16 protein-coding genes and 2 riboswitches are annotated in these 18,480 nt (G+C 71.2%); of the genes, 4 read left to right on the top strand and 12 right to left on the bottom strand.

Going from position 1 to position 18,480, the window contains the following annotated elements:
* Positions 1-178: 178 nt before the first annotated feature.
* The 11 genes from ACIBST_RS06220 to ACIBST_RS06170 form a co-directional block, all read right to left on the bottom strand.
* Positions 179-436: a Txe/YoeB family addiction module toxin gene (locus ACIBST_RS06220; protein WP_397169563.1), complete on the bottom strand. Its 258-nt coding sequence runs from the start codon at positions 434-436 to the stop codon at positions 179-181.
* Positions 433-693: a type II toxin-antitoxin system Phd/YefM family antitoxin gene (locus ACIBST_RS06215; protein WP_397169562.1), complete on the bottom strand. Its 261-nt coding sequence runs from the start codon at positions 691-693 to the stop codon at positions 433-435. Before ACIBST_RS06215 ends, ACIBST_RS06220 begins: the two co-directional genes overlap by 4 nt.
* Positions 694-742: 49 nt before the next feature.
* Positions 743-2,119: an L-serine ammonia-lyase gene (locus tag ACIBST_RS06210; protein WP_397169560.1), complete on the bottom strand. Its 1,377-nt coding sequence runs from the start codon at positions 2,117-2,119 to the stop codon at positions 743-745.
* A gap of 59 nt (positions 2,120-2,178) precedes the next feature.
* On the bottom strand, positions 2,179-2,568 hold the full coding sequence (gene gcvH, locus ACIBST_RS06205) for a glycine cleavage system protein GcvH (protein ID WP_352324995.1): 390 nt from the start codon (positions 2,566-2,568) through the stop codon (positions 2,179-2,181).
* Positions 2,565-3,650, bottom strand: coding sequence for a glycine cleavage system aminomethyltransferase GcvT (gcvT, locus tag ACIBST_RS06200; RefSeq protein ID WP_397169558.1), 1,086 nt, complete (start codon positions 3,648-3,650; stop codon positions 2,565-2,567). The genes gcvH and gcvT overlap by 4 nt, the downstream gene beginning before the upstream one ends.
* Before the next feature lie 34 nt (positions 3,651-3,684).
* Positions 3,685-3,784, bottom strand: a riboswitch (glycine riboswitch).
* A gap of 20 nt (positions 3,785-3,804) precedes the next feature.
* A riboswitch (glycine riboswitch) is annotated at positions 3,805-3,902 on the bottom strand.
* 297 nt (positions 3,903-4,199) lie between these two features.
* Complete coding sequence (locus ACIBST_RS06195; protein WP_397170698.1) at positions 4,200-5,573, bottom strand: M28 family peptidase; 1,374 nt, start codon at positions 5,571-5,573, stop codon at positions 4,200-4,202.
* A 71-nt stretch (positions 5,574-5,644) separates the two neighbouring features.
* A complete protein-coding gene (locus ACIBST_RS06190) occupies positions 5,645-7,939 on the bottom strand; it encodes a M4 family metallopeptidase (protein ID WP_397169557.1) in 2,295 nt (764 codons plus the stop codon).
* A 222-nt stretch (positions 7,940-8,161) separates the two neighbouring features.
* Positions 8,162-8,851 carry a gamma-glutamyl-gamma-aminobutyrate hydrolase family protein gene (locus ACIBST_RS06185; protein WP_397169555.1) on the bottom strand — a complete coding sequence of 230 codons (690 nt, stop codon included), beginning with the start codon at positions 8,849-8,851 and terminating at the stop codon, positions 8,162-8,164.
* Positions 8,848-9,624: a 3-oxoacyl-ACP reductase gene (locus tag ACIBST_RS06180; RefSeq protein WP_397169553.1), complete on the bottom strand. Its 777-nt coding sequence runs from the start codon at positions 9,622-9,624 to the stop codon at positions 8,848-8,850. Before ACIBST_RS06180 ends, ACIBST_RS06185 begins: the two co-directional genes overlap by 4 nt.
* Entirely contained in the window at positions 9,615-10,958 is a 1,344-nt protein-coding gene (locus ACIBST_RS06175) for an aldehyde dehydrogenase family protein (protein ID WP_397169552.1), read from the bottom strand. Before ACIBST_RS06175 ends, ACIBST_RS06180 begins: the two co-directional genes overlap by 10 nt.
* A gap of 8 nt (positions 10,959-10,966) precedes the next feature.
* Positions 10,967-12,337 carry a glutamine synthetase family protein gene (locus tag ACIBST_RS06170; RefSeq protein ID WP_397169550.1) on the bottom strand — a complete coding sequence of 457 codons (1,371 nt, stop codon included), beginning with the start codon at positions 12,335-12,337 and terminating at the stop codon, positions 10,967-10,969.
* 124 nt (positions 12,338-12,461) lie between these two features.
* Between ACIBST_RS06170 and ACIBST_RS06165 the strand changes: the two genes are divergently transcribed.
* Entirely contained in the window at positions 12,462-13,166 is a 705-nt protein-coding gene (locus tag ACIBST_RS06165) for a FadR/GntR family transcriptional regulator (protein WP_397169549.1), read from the top strand.
* 43 nt (positions 13,167-13,209) lie between these two features.
* Here the strand turns inward: ACIBST_RS06165 and ACIBST_RS06160 are convergent, their stop codons facing one another.
* Positions 13,210-14,949, bottom strand: coding sequence for a DUF2264 domain-containing protein (locus ACIBST_RS06160; protein ID WP_397169547.1), 1,740 nt, complete (start codon positions 14,947-14,949; stop codon positions 13,210-13,212).
* Positions 14,950-15,073: 124 nt separating this feature from the next.
* Between ACIBST_RS06160 and ACIBST_RS06155 the strand changes: the two genes are divergently transcribed.
* From ACIBST_RS06155 to ACIBST_RS06145, 3 genes are all read left to right on the top strand, one after another.
* A complete protein-coding gene (locus ACIBST_RS06155) occupies positions 15,074-16,111 on the top strand; it encodes a substrate-binding domain-containing protein (protein ID WP_397169545.1) in 1,038 nt (345 codons plus the stop codon).
* 107 nt (positions 16,112-16,218) lie between these two features.
* Positions 16,219-17,526, top strand: a complete 1,308-nt coding sequence (locus ACIBST_RS06150) for an ABC transporter substrate-binding protein (protein WP_397169544.1) — start codon at positions 16,219-16,221, stop codon at positions 17,524-17,526.
* A 54-nt stretch (positions 17,527-17,580) separates the two neighbouring features.
* On the top strand, positions 17,581-18,477 hold the full coding sequence (locus ACIBST_RS06145; protein ID WP_358283596.1) for a sugar ABC transporter permease: 897 nt from the start codon (positions 17,581-17,583) through the stop codon (positions 18,475-18,477).
* Positions 18,478-18,480 lie beyond the last annotated feature (3 nt).

Below are 18,480 nucleotides of genomic sequence, written 5' to 3'. Positions count from 1 at the left end.
GGCCAGATGCAGTGCGTCGGGGATCACCTGCCCGGCCTGCTGGCCAGGGCGCTCAGCCCCGCGGTCGGCCTGGTCTGCGTGAACAGCCACACCACCACGGTCATCTGCCGCTCGTCCGCCTGAACCCCGGCCCGCCCGGCCCCTCCTGCGCGGAGGGTCCGGGCGGACCGCCGCGTCTCTACTCGTAGTGGTAACGAGCCTGCAGGACGACGATCTCGTCGTGTGCGACCAGGTACACCAGGCGATGCTCGTCGGTGATGCGCCGGGACCAGGCGCCCGCCAACGCGTACTTGAGGGGCCCGGGCTTGCCGATGCCCTCGTAAGGATCGCTCAGGACATCCTCGACGAGCCGGTCAATGCGCTTGAGCACCTGCCGGTCAGCCGTCTGCCAGTGGACGTAGTCCTCCCAGCCCTGGCTGGTGAACGCCACCTTCACCGAGCAGCCTCGTCGCCCAGCAGCTCGTGCCGCTCATGACGCCCTTGGACCGCTTCCTGACAGGACTCGATCAGCCGGCGGGCGTTGGCCGGGGAACGCAGCAGGTAGGCCGTCTCCTGCAGGGCTTCGTACTCCTCTGCGGCCACCAGGTAGGCGCTGCCGCTCTTGGACACGATCTCCACGGCGGTGCGGTCGTCGTTGACCTCTTCGATGAGAGGGAACAGACGACGGCGAGCCTCGCTGGCGGTGATGGACATGGTCGCCTCCTCCGAGTGGTACAACTTCACGGTACCACTCGGAGGCGGGTCAGCACTCGATGACGTTGACGGCCAGGCCGCCGCGGGAGGTCTCCTTGTACTTGTCGAGCATGTCGCGGCCGGTGTCGCGCATGGTCTTGATGGCCTTGTCCAGCGCCACGTAGTGGCGGCCGTCGCCGCGCAGGGCGATCCTGGCGGCCGTGATGGCCTTGTTGGAGGCCACCGCGTTGCGCTCGATGCACGGGATCTGCACCAGGCCGCCGATCGGGTCGCAGGTCAGCCCGAGGTTGTGCTCGATGCCGATCTCGGCGGCGTTCTCCACCTGCTCGGGGGTGCCGCCCATGACCTCGGTCAGGCCGGCCGAGGCCATCGAGCAGGCCGAGCCCACCTCGCCCTGGCAGCCGACCTCGGCGCCGGAGATCGAGGCGTTCTCCTTGAACAGCACGCCGATCGCGGCCGCCGTGAGCAGGAAGCGCACCACGCCGTCGTCGTCGGCGCTCGGGACGAACTTGGTGTAGTACGTCAGCACGGCCGGGATGATGCCCGCCGCGCCGTTGGTCGGGGCGGTGACGATGCGGCCGCCCGCGGCGTTCTCCTCGTTGACGGCCAGGGCGAACAGCGCCACCCAGTCCATCGCCTGCAGCGGGTCCTTCTCGGCCGACTCGGCCTGCAGCCGCCGGTGGAGCTGGTTGGCCCGGCGCTTGACCTTCAGGCCGCCGGGCAGCACGCCCTCCTTGCTGATGCCGCGCCGCACGCACTCCGACATCACCCGCCACAGGTTGAGGATGCCCGCGCGGATCTCCTCCTCGGTGCGCCCGAACGCCTTCTCGTTCTCCAGCATCAGGGCGGAGATCGACAGGCCGGTGTTCGAGCAGTGCTTGAGCAGCTCCTCGCCCGAGGCGAACGGGTAGGGCAGGACGGTGTCGTCGGGCTTGATGCGGTCGGCGCCGGTGGCCTTCTCGTCCACGACGAAGCCGCCGCCGACGGAGAAGTAGACCTTCTCGCGCACGGTCTCGCCCTGCTCGTCGCGGGCGGTGAAGCGCATGCCGTTGGGGTGCTCGGGCAGGGAGATCTTGCGCTCGAAGACGAGGTCCTGGCCCACGACGAAGGGGATCTCGCGCTCGCCGTAGAGGTTGACCGTGCCCGAGGCGCGCATCTCGGCCAGGCGGGCGTCGACGGAGTCGACGTCGACCAGCTCCGGCTTCTCACCGGACAGGCCGAGCAGCACCGCCTTGTCGCTGCCGTGGCCCTTGCCGGTCAGGCCGAGCGAGCCGTACAGGATGACCTCGACGCGGGCCACGCGGGGGAGCAGGCCGTCGTCGTGCAGCCCGCGGGCGAACTTGTGCGCGGCGGCCATCGGGCCGCCCGTGTGGGAGCTGGACGGTCCGATGCCGATCTTGAAGAGGTCGAAGACGCTGATCGCCATTGATGGGCGCCCTTCAGTTCAGGAAGTGCCGGGGCCCGCCGCGGGCCCCGGCGGTGGTGTCAGGACTCGCCTGAGGTGAGCGCCGTGTACTCCTCGGCGGACAGCAGGTCCTCCGCGTCGCCCTCCATGCGGACGCGGAACATCCAGCCGTCGCCGTACGGGTCGCTGTTGGCCAGCGACGGGTCGTCGGCCACGGCCGAGTTCACCTCGACGATCTCGCCGCCGACGGGGGCGTAGATCTCGCTCACCGACTTGGTGGACTCCACCTCGCCGACCGAGTCACCCGCCTCGACGGTCGAACCGACCTCGGGGAGCTGCACGAAGACGACGTCACCAAGAGCCTCGGCGGCGAAGGCCGTGATGCCGACGGTCACGGTGATGCCGTCGTCCACGCCCGACACCCACTCGTGCTCCTTGGTGTAGTTCAGGTCGTCAGGGATGTTGCTCACTTGTTCCTCCTGTAGAAGGGCAGCTCGACCAGGTCCATAGGTTCATGGCTGCCCCGGATGTCCACGGCCAGACCTGTGTCGGCCCCGGCGTTCACGTAGGCCATCGCGATGGGCTTGCCCAGGGTCTGGGAGGGCGCACCGCTGGTGACCTCGCCGACGACGGCGCCGTCGCGGGTGACCGGGTAGCCGTGACGCGGCACCCGGCGGCCCTGGGCGACCAGGCCGACGAGGCGGCGGCGGGGCTGGTCGTCCTTGACCGCCTCCAGCGCCGCCCTGCCGACGAAGTCACCGGGCTTGTCGAATTTCACCACTCTGCCCAGCCCCGCGTCGAACGGGGTCAGGTCGGAGCTCAGCTCGTTGCCGTAGAGCGGCATGCCGGCCTCCAGCCTGAGGGTGTCGCGGCTGGACAGACCGGCGGCGCGCAGGCCGTGCGGCTCGCCCGCCGCCTCCAGGGCGCGCCAGAGCGGCACGGCGTCCTGGTTGGCGACGAAGAGCTCGAAGCCGTCCTCGCCGGTGTAGCCGGTGCGGGCGATGAGCGCCTGGCGGCCGTCGACCACGCCGGGCAGGCCCGCGTAGTACTTGAGACCGTCGAGGTCGGCGTCGGTGAGCGTGGCCAGGATCTCCTGGGCCTTGGGGCCCTGGATCGCGATGAGGGCGTACTGCTGGGAGCGGTCATCGACCACCGCGTCATACGACTTAGTACGATTTTTCAGCTCATCCGCGACTTTGTCGGAGTTCGAGGCGTTGGCCACCACCATGAACTCCTCGTCCGCCAGCCGGTAGACGATGAGGTCGTCGAGCACCCCGCCGCGCTCGTCCACGATCATCGTGTACCTGGCCCGGCCGGGCGCGAGCGCCGACAGGTGGCCGACCAGCGCGTAGTCGAGGGCCTCTCCGGCCTGCGGACCGGTCAGGAAGATCTCGCCCATGTGCGAGAGGTCGAACAGCCCGGCCGCCTCGCGGACGGCTTTGTGCTCCGCGGACTCGCTGCCGTACCGGAGCGGCATGAGCCAGCCGGCGAAGTCGGTCAGCGTGGCGCCTAGGGCCTCGTGGACGTCTCGTAGCGGCGTAGGTCGGGACATTTGTCGCACCTCAGGACAGGATTGGATGCCAGCATCCTCCCCCTCTGTCATGGATGCCTGAGAGCTTCGCCCGAGTTTTACCGGACTTTCACCTTCGGCGAGGCCCCGGGGGCCTGCTTTCCAGAGGTCACCTCCCCGTAAGAACGCCTTACAGGGCTGCCGCGCGGTCCTTTGCCTTGAGAGGTTCGCGGGGAGGGCTTGCTCCTTCAGGGACCCTGACCGGCTGTCAGGGTGCTCTCCCGCACGGTTTCGCCGGTGATGTCCGTCAGCCTAGTGCCGTCATGGGGGTGTTGTCGCGCTTCGCCCCCCGCCATCCGCGGCATCCGCGGCATCCCGCACGCAGCGAAAAGCGGCCGCGGCCCCGGAGAGGCGGGGTCGCGGCCGCGTTGGTGGCCGCGCGCGAGCCGGTCATGGCAGGTCAGCTCGCACGCGGCAGCTCTGGGCGGGCCGGCCGGGACCGGCCCGCGGGGGATCGAACCCGGGATCAGGCCCGAGGATCAGGCCCGAGGATCAGGCCCGAGGGTCAGGCCCGAGGATCAGGCCCGAGGGTCAGGCCCGTGCCCAGAGGGCGGGCACGTTCGGCGGCTCCCAGCCCGGCAGGCTGGTGTGCGCCTGGAGGCAGCGGTAGCTGACCCCCTGGTAGGTGACGACGTCTCCGGCCGTGTACGACTTGTAAGCCGTCCAGGTGGTGCCCTGGCCGTCCCCTCCGACGGTCAGGGTGAAGGACGCGGAGTGGTCCGCCGTCGTCCCGTCGCCGTTGATCCCTATGGTGTACGTCCCCGCCACGACGCCGCTGGCGGTGGCGATCGTGACGGTGGACGACTGGCCCGCCTGAACCGTGGACGGGCTGAAGGAGACGGTGACCCCGCTCGGCACGTTCCCGGCGGAGAGCGCGACGCTCTGCGCCTGGCCGGACGTGACCTGGGTACTGACCGCCGCGGTAGCCGACTGACCGGCCTGGACCGACGCCGACGACGGGGTCACCGAGATCGAGTAGTCGTTCTCCGTGGGCGTGCTGGTGCCCACGGCGAGCTTCCATATGGCGTACGCGATGGCGTCGGAGTTGCGGTCGAGCGCCGTGGTGTTGATGGCGCTCGGGTAGCTGTCGCAGGCGCTGTGGTAGCAGCGGTCGAACGCCTGCCCGGCCGAGCCGCCCCACTTGGCGGCCTGGGCCGAGCTCTTGACCGCCCCGGCCCCGGTGGCCAGGCCGCCGACCCGGACGCCCGCGCTCTTGAAGGAGGCGTGGTCGCTGCGGCCGTCGCCCTCCCTGTCACCCTCGGTCTGCAGGCCGATGGTGGCGAAGTAGTCGTTGAAGGTCCGCTGGATCGCCGCGTCGTCGTCGTAGACGAAGTAGCCGGCGTTGGTCGAGGCGATCATGTCGAAGTTCAGGTACACCTCGACGCCGCTCGCGCCGCCGTTCTGCACGTAGTACCTGGACCCGACCATGCCCGCCTCTTCGGCGCCCCACCAGCCGAAGCGCACGTGCTTGGTGAGCGTGGGCCTGCGGGCGGCGAGGGTGAGGGCGTTCTCCAGGAGGGCGGCCGAGCCGGAACCGTTGTCGTTGATCCCGGGGCCGGCCGCGACGCTGTCGAGGTGGGCGCCGAGCATCACGGTCTGGTTGGCAGGGCCGCCCGGCCAGTCGGCGATCAGGTTGCTGCCGCCGCTGAAGTTCTGCACGCGGGTGGTGAAGCCGGCCGCGTCCAGCTTGCCCTTGATGTAGTTCATCGAGGCGGTGAAGCCCGGCCTGCCCGAGGCGCGGTTGCCGCCGTTGCTCGTGGCGATGGACTGCAACTGGCTCAGATGCGCCGTCACGTTCGCGACGGGGATGTCGGGCGCGGGGTCGGCGGCGGCGCCGGCCGGTCCGGCCGGCGTGGTGAGGGTCAGGGCCAGCGCGGCGGTGGCCGCGGCGCCCAGCCTGAGCATGGCGTTCACGTTCTGTGGCTCCTCAAGGGGGTTGGGCGGCCACCCCGGCGTGGCCGCCCAGGTCGAGCGACTTAGACCGGCTGCCAGAGGGCAGGGGTGTTGGGCGGCTCCCAGCCCGGCAGGCTGGTGTGCGCCTGGAGGCAGCGGTAGCTGACGCCCTGGTAGGTGACGGTCTGTCCGGCCGTGTAGGCCGTGTACGTCTGCCACGTGGTGCCCTGGCCGCCGCCCACCGTCAGGCTGAAGGAGGCCGAGTGGTCGGCGCTCGCGCCGTCGGCGTTCAGACTGATCGTGTACGTGCTCGGCGTCACGCCGCTCGTGGTCGCGAACGTCACCGTGGACGACTGCCCGGCGGTGATCGTGGACGGGCTGAAGCTGACCGTCACGCCCGCGGGCACGTTGCTCGCCGACAGGGCGACGCTCTGCGCCTGACCGGCGGTGACCTGCGTGCTGACCGTGGCCGTGGCCGACTGCCCGGCCTGCACCGAGGCCGACGACGGGGTCACGCCGAAGGAGTAGTCGTTCGGCGAGCTCTGCCCGATCTGCAGGTTGTAGGTGGCCTGGCGGTCCACGTCGGCGCCGTCGGCCGTGATCGCGATCGAGTGGCTGCCCTGCGGGCTGCTCGCCGAGGTGCTGATCGTCAGCGTCGAGCTCTGCCCCGCGGTGATGGTGGCCGGGCTGAACGAGGCGGTCACGCCGGCCGGCAGGGTGCCGGTCCGCAGGGTGATCGACTGCGCCGAGCCGCCGGTCACGGTGGTGCTCACCGTGGTCGTGGTGCTCTGGCCCGGGGTGACGCTGCCGGAGGCGGGGTTCAGGTTGACCGAGAAGTCGTTGCTGCCCTGGGTGCAGGTCGGCTCGCCGGACTGGGCCCGTACGCTGACGCCGTCCCAGGCGTTCTTGACCACGTTGAACTCGGTGCAGCTGCCCGGGTACAGGGTCTTGGCGGCCTGGAGGGTGGCGACCCTGGCCTTGGCGTGCGTCCACGGCTGGGTCTTCATGTTCAGCGCGGACATGAACACCTCACCGGCCTTGCGTATGCCGATGCCGGTGATCGCGGCGCCGTTGTCGCAGCGGGTGCTGGCGGGCTTGCCCGAGGGGTTGGTGCCCTCGGCCACGAGGTAGAACCAGTGGTTCTGCGGGCCGGCCGCCGCGTGCACCTCGGTGTTCGGGATGGAGGCGCTGTAGCAGTTCGGGTGGCTGAGGGCCGACGGGTTGTACATGTTGCGGATCGGCCCGGACCCGGAGAGGTTGACCTCCTCGCCGACCAGGTAGTCCGGCGGGTCGTTCGGGTTGTTGGCGTACGCCTCGGTGAGCGCGCCGAAGATGTCGCCGGTGGACTCGTTCATGCCGCCGGTCTCGTTGCCGCTGCCCGAGCCGCCGCTGGTGAACTGGAAGATGCCGTGGCCGAACTCGTGGCCGACCACGTCCATCGACGTGAGCTGCTGGGAGTTGGCGGAGTTGTGGCCGAAGGAGCCGTACTGGCCGTTCCAGTAGGCGTTGACGTCGGCCAGGCCGACGCGGGCCGGGTAGCCGCCGCCCTGGCCGTTGATGCCGTTGCGGCCGAGCCAGGCGCTCAGCATGTCCCATTCCCGCTGCGCGGCGTAGAGCGCGTCGACGCAGGCGGTCTCCAGGTTCGTGCCCGAGCCGTTGCCCCAGGTGTCGGTGGTCTTGGTGTACGGCGAGCCGTTCTGGCCGCCGCACGCCACGCCGCTCCTGCGGGGGTCGCGCATCGTGTACGAGGGGCTGGTGTCGATGGTGACGGTGCCGACGTAGTAGCTGTTGCCGGTGCCGTCGCGCACCTCGTCCCAGTCGTCGATGACCCTGCCGGTGAGGGCGTCCACGTAGACGTGGAGCTTGGTCTCGTGACCGGCGGCGGTGGCGCCGGTGACGAGCACCTCCCAGGCCAGCCGCGGGGTCGTCGTGGTGGCGTGCACGGACAGCACCGGCGTGGCGACGGTCTCGACCCTGGCCACCTTGGCCCTGGCCGTCACGGCGGCCTGGGCCGCGGTGACCTTCGCCTTCGTGCCGATCCCGATCTTCGTGCGCTGCCCGGTGGCGACCGTGTCGACCACCGCGCCGGAGGCGTCCGTGGCGACGACCACGTCGCCGCCGTAGACGGGCAGGCCCGCGTGCTTGCGGGCGTAGGTCAGGTACTGCAGGCCGCGGACGCCTTCGACGGTCGACGTCAGCGTGAACGTGTCCTGCTCGGATGCCAGCAATGCCGCCGAGTCGGCCAGGATCGCGTTGTGTGCGGTGGCGATCGCGTTCCTGCGCTCGTCGGGGCTGGGAGGATCGGCCACCTGCGACGCTTGGGCTGTGGCGCTCGTGGCGCCCACCAGCGAGCTGGTGGTCAGGGCTAGCGCGAGCATTGCGGCAGCCCCCAACCTGAGTTTGGGGTTCACTCTCTGGCTCCTCAGGGGGGTGTGGAGTGGAAGAGCCCCGGCCGGCTGGGGATGAACACAGGGTGACACCGGGATGGCGCGACCCGGTACCCAACAAGTTTCCTATAACGCGGTGGTATGGCCCCCTGAGCTGGGATTTCGCGGGATTTTAGGGCGCAGAAAAGGTAAAGAAGCTTTCCAGTAACGGTCTCAGCAGGCCGCCGTGAACGCCTCGAAGAGCGCCGCCCCGTCGCCCGCCTCCGGGTGCCACTGGACCGCCGCCGCGAAACCGCCGGAGTCGAGCTCCACCGCCTCGATCGTCCCGTCGGCGGCCGTGGCGGTGACCGTGAGTCCGGGGGCGAGCCCGTCGATCGCCTGGTGGTGGTAGTGCGGGACCGCCACCGGGTCCGTGCCGAGCGCCTTGGCCAGGCGGCTGCCGGGCACGGGCGTGACCGGCAGGTGGCCGAACTCGCCGGGCGCGGGGGAGTGGCCGGTGTGCCCGGTCACGTCGGGCAGGTGCTGGTGCAGGGTGCCGCCGAGCAGCACGTTGAGCACCTGGAGGCCGCGGCAGATGCCCAGGAACGGCAGCCCGGCCTCCAGGGCCGCCGCCAGGAGGGCGAACTCGGCCTCGTCCCGGAACCGCCGGACGTAGCCGGTGCGCTCGTGCGCCGCGCGGCCGTACCTGGCCGGGTCGACGTCGCCGCCGCCGGCCAGGACGAGACCGTCGAGCCGCCCCACGACCTGGGCGGGATCGCCGGCCGGCGGCAGCAGCACGGGCTGCCCGCCGGCCTGGACGATCTTCTCGACGTACATGTACGGCAGCAGTGCGACGGGCAGGTCCCACACGGTGAACCGGGCGGGCTCGACGTACGTCGTGACGCCGATGACCGGACGGGTCACAGCGGCGTCACGTACGCGCCGGAGATGCCGCCGTCCACCAGGAACTCGGCCCCCGTGATGAAGGAGGCGTCGTCGCTGGCCAGGAACGCCACGGCGGCGGCGATCTCCGACGCCTCGGCGAAGCGGCCCACCGGAATGTGCACCAGGCGCCGCTGGGCCCGCTCGGGGTCCTTGGCGAACAGCTCCTGCAGCAGCGGCGTGTTCACCGGCCCCGGGCACAGCGCGTTGACCCGGATGCCCTCGCGGGCGAACTGCACGCCCAGCTCGCGCGACATCGCCAGCACGCCGCCCTTGGAGGCCGTGTACGAGATCTGCGACGTGGCCGACCCCATCACCGCCACGAACGACGCGGTGTTGATGATCGACCCCTTGCCCTGCCGCCGCATGTACGGGATGGCGTGCTTGCAGCACAGGTACACGCTGGTCAGGTTCACCTCCTGGACGCGGCGCCAGGCGTCGAGGCCGGTCTCCAGGATCGAGTCGTCGTCGGGCGGCGAGATGCCGGCGTTGTTGAAGGCGACGTCCACGCTGCCGTAGGTCTCGTGGGCCGTGGCGAACATCCGGACGACGTCGTCCTCGCTGGTCACGTCGGCCTTGACGAAGAGGCCGCCGACCTCGCCCGCGGCCTTGGCCCCGGCCTCCTCGTCGATGTCGACGCAGACGACCTTCGCGCCCTCCTGCGCGAACCTGCGCGCCGTGGCCAGCCCGATGCCGCTGCCCGCCCCCGTGACGACGGCCACCCGATCCTGCAATCGCTGCACTGTCACTCCCATGAGATGAAGACGTTCTTGGTCTCGGTGAAGGCCGTCAGGGCGTCCGGGCCGAGCTCGCGGCCGAGGCCGGACTGCTTGAAGCCGCCGAACGGCGTCCAGTAGCGCACCGAGGAGTGCGAGTTCACCGACAGGGCGCCCGACTCCACCGCGCGGGCCACCCGCAGCGCCCGCCCGACGTCGCGCGTCCAGATGGACCCGCTCAGCCCGTACGGCGTGTCGTTGGCGATGCGCACGGCCTCGGCCTCGTCGCTGAACGGCACCACCGACACGACCGGGCCGAAGATCTCCTCGGTGAAGGCGCGGTCGGTGACCTCGGAGGTGAGCACGGTCGGCGGGAACCAGAAGCCCTTGCCCTGGGGGCAGTCGCCCTGGAGGTAGGGCGTGCCCTCGACGAAGCCGCGGACGCGTTCCAGGTGCTCGGCGCTGATCAGCGGGCCCATCTCGGTGGACTCGTCGAGCGGGTCGCCGACCTTGACGCCGCGCACCGCCGCCGACAGGCGTTCCAGGAACTCGTCGTACACCTCGGCCTGGACGAGGATGCGCGAGCGGGCGCAGCAGTCCTGGCCGGAGTTGTCGAAGACCGCGTAGGGAGCGGTGCTGGCCGCCTTGCCGAGATCGGAGTCGGCGAAGACGATGTTCGCCGACTTGCCGCCCAGCTCCAGCGTCACCCGCTTGACCTGCGCCGCCGCCTTCGCGGCGATCTCCTTGCCCACCTCGGTCGAGCCGGTGAACACGATCTTGGCCACGCCGGGATGCTCGACCAGCCGGGCGCCCGCGACCTCCCCTGCCCCGGGCAGCACCTGGAGCACCCCCTCGGGCAGGCCCGCCGCCAGGGCCAGCTCGGCCAGCCGCAGCGCCGTGAGCGGAGTCCATTCCGCCGGCTTGACGATCACCGTGTTGCCCGCCGCCAGCGCCGGGGCCACGCCCCACGACATGATCAGCATCGGGAAGTTCCACGGCACGATGACGCCCACCACGCCCAGCGGCTCCTGGAACGTGACGTCCACGCCGCCGGGCACCGGGATCTGCTTGCCGTGGTTGCGCTCGGGGGCGGCGGCGTAGAAGTGCAGCACGTCGCGGACGGCCCCGGCCGCCCAGCGCGCGTTGCCGATCGGGTGCCCGGCGTTGTCCAGCTCCAGCCGGGCCAGCTCCTCGCCGTGGGCGTCCACCAGGTCGGCGAAGCGGCGCAGCAGCCGCGCCCGGTCGCCCGGCGCCACCTCCCGCCAGCTCCGGTACGCCTTCGCGGCCCGCTCCACCGCCCGGTCGACCTCGGCCGCGTCCGCCATCTCGACCTCGGCGACGACCTCTTCCGTCGCCGGATTAACGATCCTCATGCCTACCGTCACATTCGCTCGAAACCACGGAACAGCTCCCAGTCCGTCACCGCCGCGTCGAAGGCGGCCAGCTCCACGCGCGCGTTGTTCGCGTAGTGCTCGACCACGTCGTCGCCGAACGCCTCCCTGGCCAGCTTCGACCCCTCGAACAGGGCGAGCGCGTCCCGCAGCGTGTGCGGCACGGTCTCGGCGCCGGAGTCGTAGGCGTTGCCGGTGAAGGCGTCCTCCAGCGGCAGCTCCCGGTCGATGCCGTCCAGCCCGGCCGCGATCAGCGCCGACACCGCCAGGTAGGGGTTGACGTCCCCGCCCGGCACCCGGTTCTCCACCCGCAGCGACGGCCCGTGGCCCACCAGCCGCAGGGAGCAGGTGCGGTTGTCGACGCCCCACTTGACGGCGGTGGGCGCGAAGCTGCCGGGCACGTAACGCTTGTAGGAGTTGACGTTGGGCGCGTACAGCAGCGTGAGCTCGCGCATGCGGGCGAGCTGCCCGGCGATGAACCGCGCGCCGAGCGGCGAGAGCCCGTACGGCCCCTCGCCCGCCATCGCCAGGCCGCCGTCGAGGCCGCGCAGCGAGATGTGGATGTGGCAGGAGTTGCCCTCGCGCTGGTTCGGCTTGGCCATGAAGGTGATCGAGCGGCCCTCCTGGGCGGCGATCTCCTTGGCGCCGTTCTTGTAGATCGAGTGGTTGTCGCAGGTGCGCAGGGCCTCGTCGTAGCGGAAGGCGATCTCGTGCTGGCCGAGGTTGCACTCGCCCTTGGCCGACTCGACGTACATGCCGGCGCCCTCCATGTCGCGCCTGATGCGCCGGAGCAGCGGCTCGACGCGGGCGGTGCCGAGGAGGGAGTAGTCGACGTTGTAGAGGTTGGCGGGGGTCAGGTCGCGGTAGGCGCGCCGCCAGGCGTCCTCGTAGCTGTCGTCGTAGACGACGAACTCCAGCTCGGTGCCCACGTACGCGGCCAGGCCCCGCTCGGCCAGGCGGGCGAGCTGGCGGCGCAGGATCTGCCGGGGGGAGGCGGTGACCTCGCCGCCCTCCTCCCAGGCCAGGTCGGCCATGACCAGGGCGGTGCCGTCCTGCCAGGGGACCCGGCGCAGGGTGGACAGGTCGGGCTTCATCGCGAAGTCGCCGTAGCCCCGGTCCCAGGAGGACATGTCGTAGCCGGCGACGGTGTTCATGTCCACGTCGACCGCGAGCAGGTAGTTGCATCCCTCGGATCCGTGGTGGAGCACCTCGTCCAGGAAGTAGCGGGCGGAGAGCCGTTTGCCCTGCAACCTGCCCTGCATGTCGGCGACGGCGAGCAGCACCGTGTCGATCCGGCCGGAGGCGACCTCGCCCCGCAGTTCCTCGACGGACAGGAATCCGTTGCCCGCTGCTTCGCTCACCCTAGGTCGCTCCGATCTGCTCTGAAGCGCTTTCCCGTTGATTGGGCTAGTCTCAGACCATTGATGTGCATGCCGGGATCGCTTGTCAAGACCTGAGGACACCTTGGACGATTCGGCGCGTTTGATGACAGTGCTCCGCCCGGTGAGGGCGGGAAACGCCTTCGAGGAGACCGTGGAACGGCTGCTCCAGGCGATCAAACTGGGCGTGGTGCCGTACGGCGACAAGCTGCCGCCCGAGCGCGAGCTCGCCGTGCGGCTGGGCATCAGCAGGGTCACCCTGCGCGAGGCCATCCGCGCCCTTCAGGACGCGGGCTACCTCGACGTGCGGCGCGGCCGGTACGGCGGCGCGTTCGTCACCTATGTCCCGCCGCGGCCCGACGCGGGCGACCTGCGGCAGGCGGTGGCCGCCATGGGCATGGCCGAGCTGTCGGACGCGCTGACGTTCCGGCTGGCGGTCGAGTGCGGGGCGGCGCAGGTGCTGGCCGCGGCCGAGCTGACCCCGGCTCAGCGGGAGGTGCTGCCGCGCCGCCTGGCCGAGCTGGACGAGGCGCCCCTGGAGGACTACCGGCGCCTGGACACGGCCTTCCACCTGTCGATCGCCGAGCTGACCGGCTCGACGCTGCTCGCGGCGACGTGCGCCGACGCCCGCTCCCGGGTGAGCGACCTGCTGAACGCGATCCCGATGCTCCAGGTGAACATCGAGCACGCCGCCGCCCAGCACCGGGCCATCGTGGACGCCATCCTGGCCGGCGACCCGGACGCGGCGCGCCGGGCGATGGCCGAGCACCTGGAGGGCACGGCCGCCCTCCTCCGAGCCTTCCTGGCCTGAGCGCCCTTCCCGGCCTGAGGCTCTTCAGCGGGGGCCGGGGCCGTCAGGCGGTGCGGGCGTCCGGGGGCCGCACCCGGAAGGTGTGGCGGGCGCCGTCGGGCCAGGTCAGCGTGATGTCGTCGGCCGTCACCGCCGCCGTCGGCACCTCGAAGGGGTCGCCGCCCAGGACGGCCGCGCCGACCGCCCAGCCGTCGGCCGCCACCCCCTCCAGCACGGGCACGGCCGCCGGAGCCCCGAAGGCGCTGCCCTCGGGGTCGGCGGCGACGTGGGCCCGGCTGTAGCCGCGCATCGCGACCAGCTCGGAGACCAGCCCGTCGCCGTCCCGCACCCGCGCGCCGGGCCCGCCGGCCGGGTCGGCGGGCGCGACGAGCGCCCACCCGCTCTGCCGGACCGCCGAGCCGGGCGCGACCCGGTGGACGCGCACCTCGACGGCCCCCCTGACCACGCTCAGGCTCTCCACGCCCGCGCCCGCCGACGCGGCCCACGCCAGGTCGCCCGCCGAGCCCGCCCCCCGAGGGATGATCGTGCCGCGCCCGGCGACCGTGCCGTCCGGGCCGACGACGCCGAAGTGGTTGTCGGGGACGCCCGTGGTCGGCGCGGTGCGGGTGGAGTAGGCGTAGCGGTCGTACAGGGGGTCGCCGGGGTGGTGCTGGCTGCCGTGGTTGAGCAGCCGGGCGACGTCGCCGGTGTGCTGGACGACCAGCCCGGGGCCGGGCAGCGCGGCGAGCCCGGTGGGGCCCGGCTCCTCGGGCGCCGTCCACACCGGGTGGCCGGCCGGCAGCAGCAGCCCGAGGAACGCCTTCGAGGCCCAGTACGGCGACGCCGAGCCGGAGTAGGACTGCAGCGAGGGCTCGTGGGGGCCGTGCCAGCCCAGCGTGAGCAGCCCCTCGGGGGAGAGCGCGCCCTCGTCGAGGAAGCGGCGCAGGACGCCGGAGGCGATGCGCCGGGTCTGGCCGGGGGACAGCGGGGTGGCCTCCAGCAGGGCTCCGGCGAAGAGCGAGGTCGCCGAGGCGAAGCGGTAGGTGAGGGAGCGGCCCTGGTAGAGCATGCGGCCGTCCTGGTCGAAGGTGAGGGCGTAGCTCTCCAGGAAGCGGCGCAGGCGGGGCCCCGGGGAGCCGTGGCCCGACAGGTGGGCCAGCAGGGCCGGGTAGAGGTGCATGGCCCAGCCGTTGTAGTGGTCGAAGGAGCGGTTGTCGCCGTCGGTGTACCAGCCGTCGCCGGCGTACCAGGGCTCGATGCGGGCCAGGCCGCGTTCCACCGCCGCGCCGGCCTCCTCGGCGTGCAGGCCGGCGGCCGACAGGAAGCCGCCCACCATGGCGGGGAACAGCCACCAGTTGTTGTCCACCGGCTCGTGGCGCAGGGCCCCGGCCAGGTAGGCGGCGACGCGTTCGCGGGTGGCGGCGGGCAGGCGGTCCCACAGGCGCTCGCGCGTCAGCCAGAGCGACAGGGCGATCGAGGCCGCCTCGACCATGGGCTGGGTGCGGTCCTCGATCGGCTGCCAGACGCCGGGGCCGGACTCCAGGCCGCGCGCGTACGGGGCCAGCAGTTCCTCGGGGCCGCCGCCGGCCACGCGGAAGGCGGCCAGCAGGAAGGTGCGCGCGTACCCCTCCAGGCCGTCGCAGCGCGACCAGCTCTCGCGTCCCGGCAACGTGATCACGGCGCCGTCCGCGGAGCGGTACGGTTCCACCGCGGCCAGCAGCCCGTCGGCCACCGCCTCCCAATGGGCGCGGGTCCAGCCGGTGTACGGGCTGAGCGTTCGATCCTCCGGCGGAAGCGGGAACATGCGGCACTCCAAAGGGACGTCCGGTCTCCGGCGGGACCTTAGCATCCTGATCGAACGAAAGCATCCGTTCAAAAACGAAAGCACTTCCCGCTAGGATCGCAGGGTCGAGTCAGAAGGAGTCGCGGTGTTCGCCGAACAACGTCATGAACTGATCCTGCGCGAGGTGCGCGAGCGCGGTTCCGTACGCCTGGCCGAGCTGGTCGACCGGCTCAACGTCTCGATGGTCACCCTGCGCAGGGACGTCGAGCACCTGGCCGGACAGGGCCTGGTCAACCGCGTGCACGGCGGCATCACCCGGCCCGAGTCCGCGCCCGCCCCGGCCAGGGAGCGCTCGCTGACCCTCGGCATGCTGGTGCCCTCGGCCACCTACTACTACCCGGCGGTCATCAGGGGCGCCCGCGAGCGGGCCGAACGGCTGGGCGCGCGGCTCGTCCTCGGCGTCTCGCGCTACGACGACGAGGAGGACCGCACCCAGGTCAGGCAGCTCGTGGACGGCGGCATCGAGGGCCTGCTGCTCACCCCGAGCAGGCAGCCGGACGCCTCGCACGAGGACTGGCTGGCCGAGCTGGGCGTGCCGGCGGTGCTCGTCGAACGGCGGGCCGAGCTGGGCGGGCCCGCCTCGCTGCTGGACGCGGCGGCCTCCCATCACGCCCACGGGGCCTTCCTCGGCACGCGGCACCTGGCCGAGCTCGGGCACCGGCGGCTGGCCATGGTCTCGCGGGACAGCCCGACGGCCCCCCGGGTGCGGCACGGGTTCCTGGCCGCCGTCCGCGACCTGGGGCTGGCCGAGCCCGTCCACCTCGACGTCGCGCAGGAGGGGCCATCGCGCGAGCAGGTGGCCGACGTGGTCGCGGCGATCAGGGGCGGGGTCACGGCCATGCTCGTGCACAACGACGAGGACACGTTGCTGCTGGTCCAGCACCTGCGCACGGCCGGGGTCCGCATTCCCGAAGAGGTGTCGCTGGTCGCCTACGATGACGAGGTGGCGGCGCTCAGCGACCCCCCGCTCACGGCCGTCGCGCCTCCCAAGGCCGCGGTCGGCCGCTGTGCCGTCGACCTGCTGGTGAGCCGGATCCAGGAGGGCCCGCGGCGCCCTGCCCAGCACGTGGCGCTGCTGCCTGAGCTGAGGGTCCGGGAATCCACGGTCGCGCCGCGTCCGTGACGTTACGCATCCATTTCGTTATTGATCGATTTGTGGCCTCTCTCTAGACAAGCGATCGAGTATGAGCGAATGATGCCTTATCGATCGAAAGCGATGAGGAGCCATCGATGGGACGCAAGAGCGCCGGCATTGCCGGACTGCTGGCCGGTATGAGCCTGCTCGCCGCCGCGTGCGGCAGCACGGAGCCGGCGCAGCCCGCGGGCGAGGCGGGCAAGCCCGCCGAGGTCACCTTCTGGGGCTGGGCCAAGGGCACCCAGCAGGTCGTGGACGCCTTCAACAAGTCACACAAGGACGTCCAGATCAAGTACGAGGAGATCCCCTCGGGCAACGCGGGCGGCTACGCCAAGTTCTCCAACGCCGTCAAGGCCGGCAACGCCCCCGACGTCATGTCCGTGGAGTACCCGCAGCTCCCCGACTTCGTGAACCAGGGCGCCCTGCAGGACATCTCGGCCGACGTGGCCGACGTCAAGTCCAAGTACCCGGCCGAGGTCTTCAGCCTGGTCGAGCTGGGCGGCAAGGCGTGGGCGCTGCCCATGGACGCCGCGCCGCAGGTGTTCTTCTACCGCAAGGACCTGTTCGAGAAGAACAAGATCGAGGTCCCCAAGACCTGGGACGACTTCCGCGCCGCCGCCGAGAAGGTCAAGAAGGCCGACGGCAAGTCCCGCATCGCGACCTTCTTCCCCGACGACCCGAGCGTGCTGGCCGCGCTGTCGTGGCAGGCGGGCGGCAAGTGGTTCGGCACCGAGGGCGACGCCTGGAAGGTGACGATCAACGACGAGCCCAGCAAGAAGGTCGCCGAGTACTGGCAGGGCCTGGTCAAGGACGACCTGCTGAAGGTCCAGCCGTCCTTCAGCCAGGAGTGGAACGCCGCCTTCGAGGACGACACCCTCTGGGGCTACGTCGGCGCCAACTGGGGCGCGGGCGTCATGAAGGGCAACCACGCCGGACAGTCCGGCAAGTGGGCCATCGCGCCGATCCCCAACTGGGGCACCCCGGCCAGCGGCATGCTCGGCGGCACCACGTTCGGCGTGAGCAAGGGGTCGAAGAACGCCAAGGCCGCCGTCGAGGTCGTCAAGTGGCTGACCGGCTCGGAGGAGGCGTGGACCGCCCGCCTGTCCTCGGGCACCTCCAGCGGCTTCCCGGCCATCGCCGACCTCGTGCCGGTCGCGGCCAAGAGCTTCGACGCCTCCTTCTACGGCGGCCAGGACATCTACGCGCTGTTCTCGGAGTCGTACAAGACGGTCCAGCCCGGCTGGACGTGGGGCCCGAGCATGGTGCAGACGCTGACCACGTTCAAGGACGCCCTCGGCAAGGTGTCCAGCGGCGGCACCACCATCCCCGGCGTGCTGGACGCCGCCCAGACGGCCACCGTCGGCGAGATCAAGAGCCGCGGCCTCAACGTCGCCCAGCAGTAGCACGACGCGCGCGGCGGAGCGCCGGCTCCGCCGCGACCCACCGAAAGGCAGCTTGTGACTTCTCCCCTAGGAAGCGGTCGCGGCGGCGAGGGGTGGCGGCGGCGGGGGGCGATCCTGCTGTTCGTCGGGCCGTTCTTCGCGCTGTTCGCGGCCGTGATCGTGGCCCCGCTGGCCTACGCGGTCTACCTCAGCCTGTTCAGCGAGAAGTCGTCGGGGCTCGGCTTCGGCGGCGCGGAGACCGTGTTCGTCGGGCTCGGCAACTACCTCGACACCCTGAAGGACTCCGCCTTCACCGACGGCTTCCTGGTCATCCTCGGCTACTGCGTGCTGTACATCCCGCTGATGATCGGCGGCGCGCTCACGCTGGCGCTGCTGCTGGACTCCGGGCTGGCCAGGCTGGGCAAGTTCTTCCAGCTCGCGCTGTTCATGCCGCACATCGTGCCGGGCGTGATCGCCGGGCTGATCTGGCTCTACCTGTACCTGCCCGGCATCAGCCCCATCGTGGACCTGCTCGGCGACGTCGACTTCCTCGGCGGCGACCACGTGCTCGGCTCGGTGGTCAACATCGCGCTGTGGGAGTGGGTGGGCTACAACATGATCATCTACTTCGCGGCGCTCCAGGCCATCCCGGCCGAGGTCGTCGAGGCGGCCAGGATGGACGGCGCCGGCCCGCTGCGCGTCGCCCTCCAGGTCAAGGTGCCGCTGATCCGCGGCGCTGTGGTCACCACCGTGCTGTTCACGATCATCGGCTCGCTGCAGCTGTTCACCGAGCCGATGGTGCTCGACAACGTCAGCGACGGCGTCGTCAGCACCTGGACGCCCAACATGTACGCCTACAACGAGGCGTTCGGCAACAACGACTACGGCCAGGCCGGCGCGGCCTCCATCCTGCTCGCGCTGCTCGCCGCCGTGCTGTCCTACGCCGTCACGAAGTGGGGGAACCGCCGGTGAAGT

It is taken from the genome of Nonomuraea sp. NPDC049684 (assembly GCF_044465345.1).
GTDB lineage: Bacteria > Actinomycetota > Actinomycetes > Streptosporangiales > Streptosporangiaceae > Nonomuraea.
Note: the sequence above shows the minus strand (reverse complement) of the source record. Positions and strands in the feature narration are given on the sequence as shown.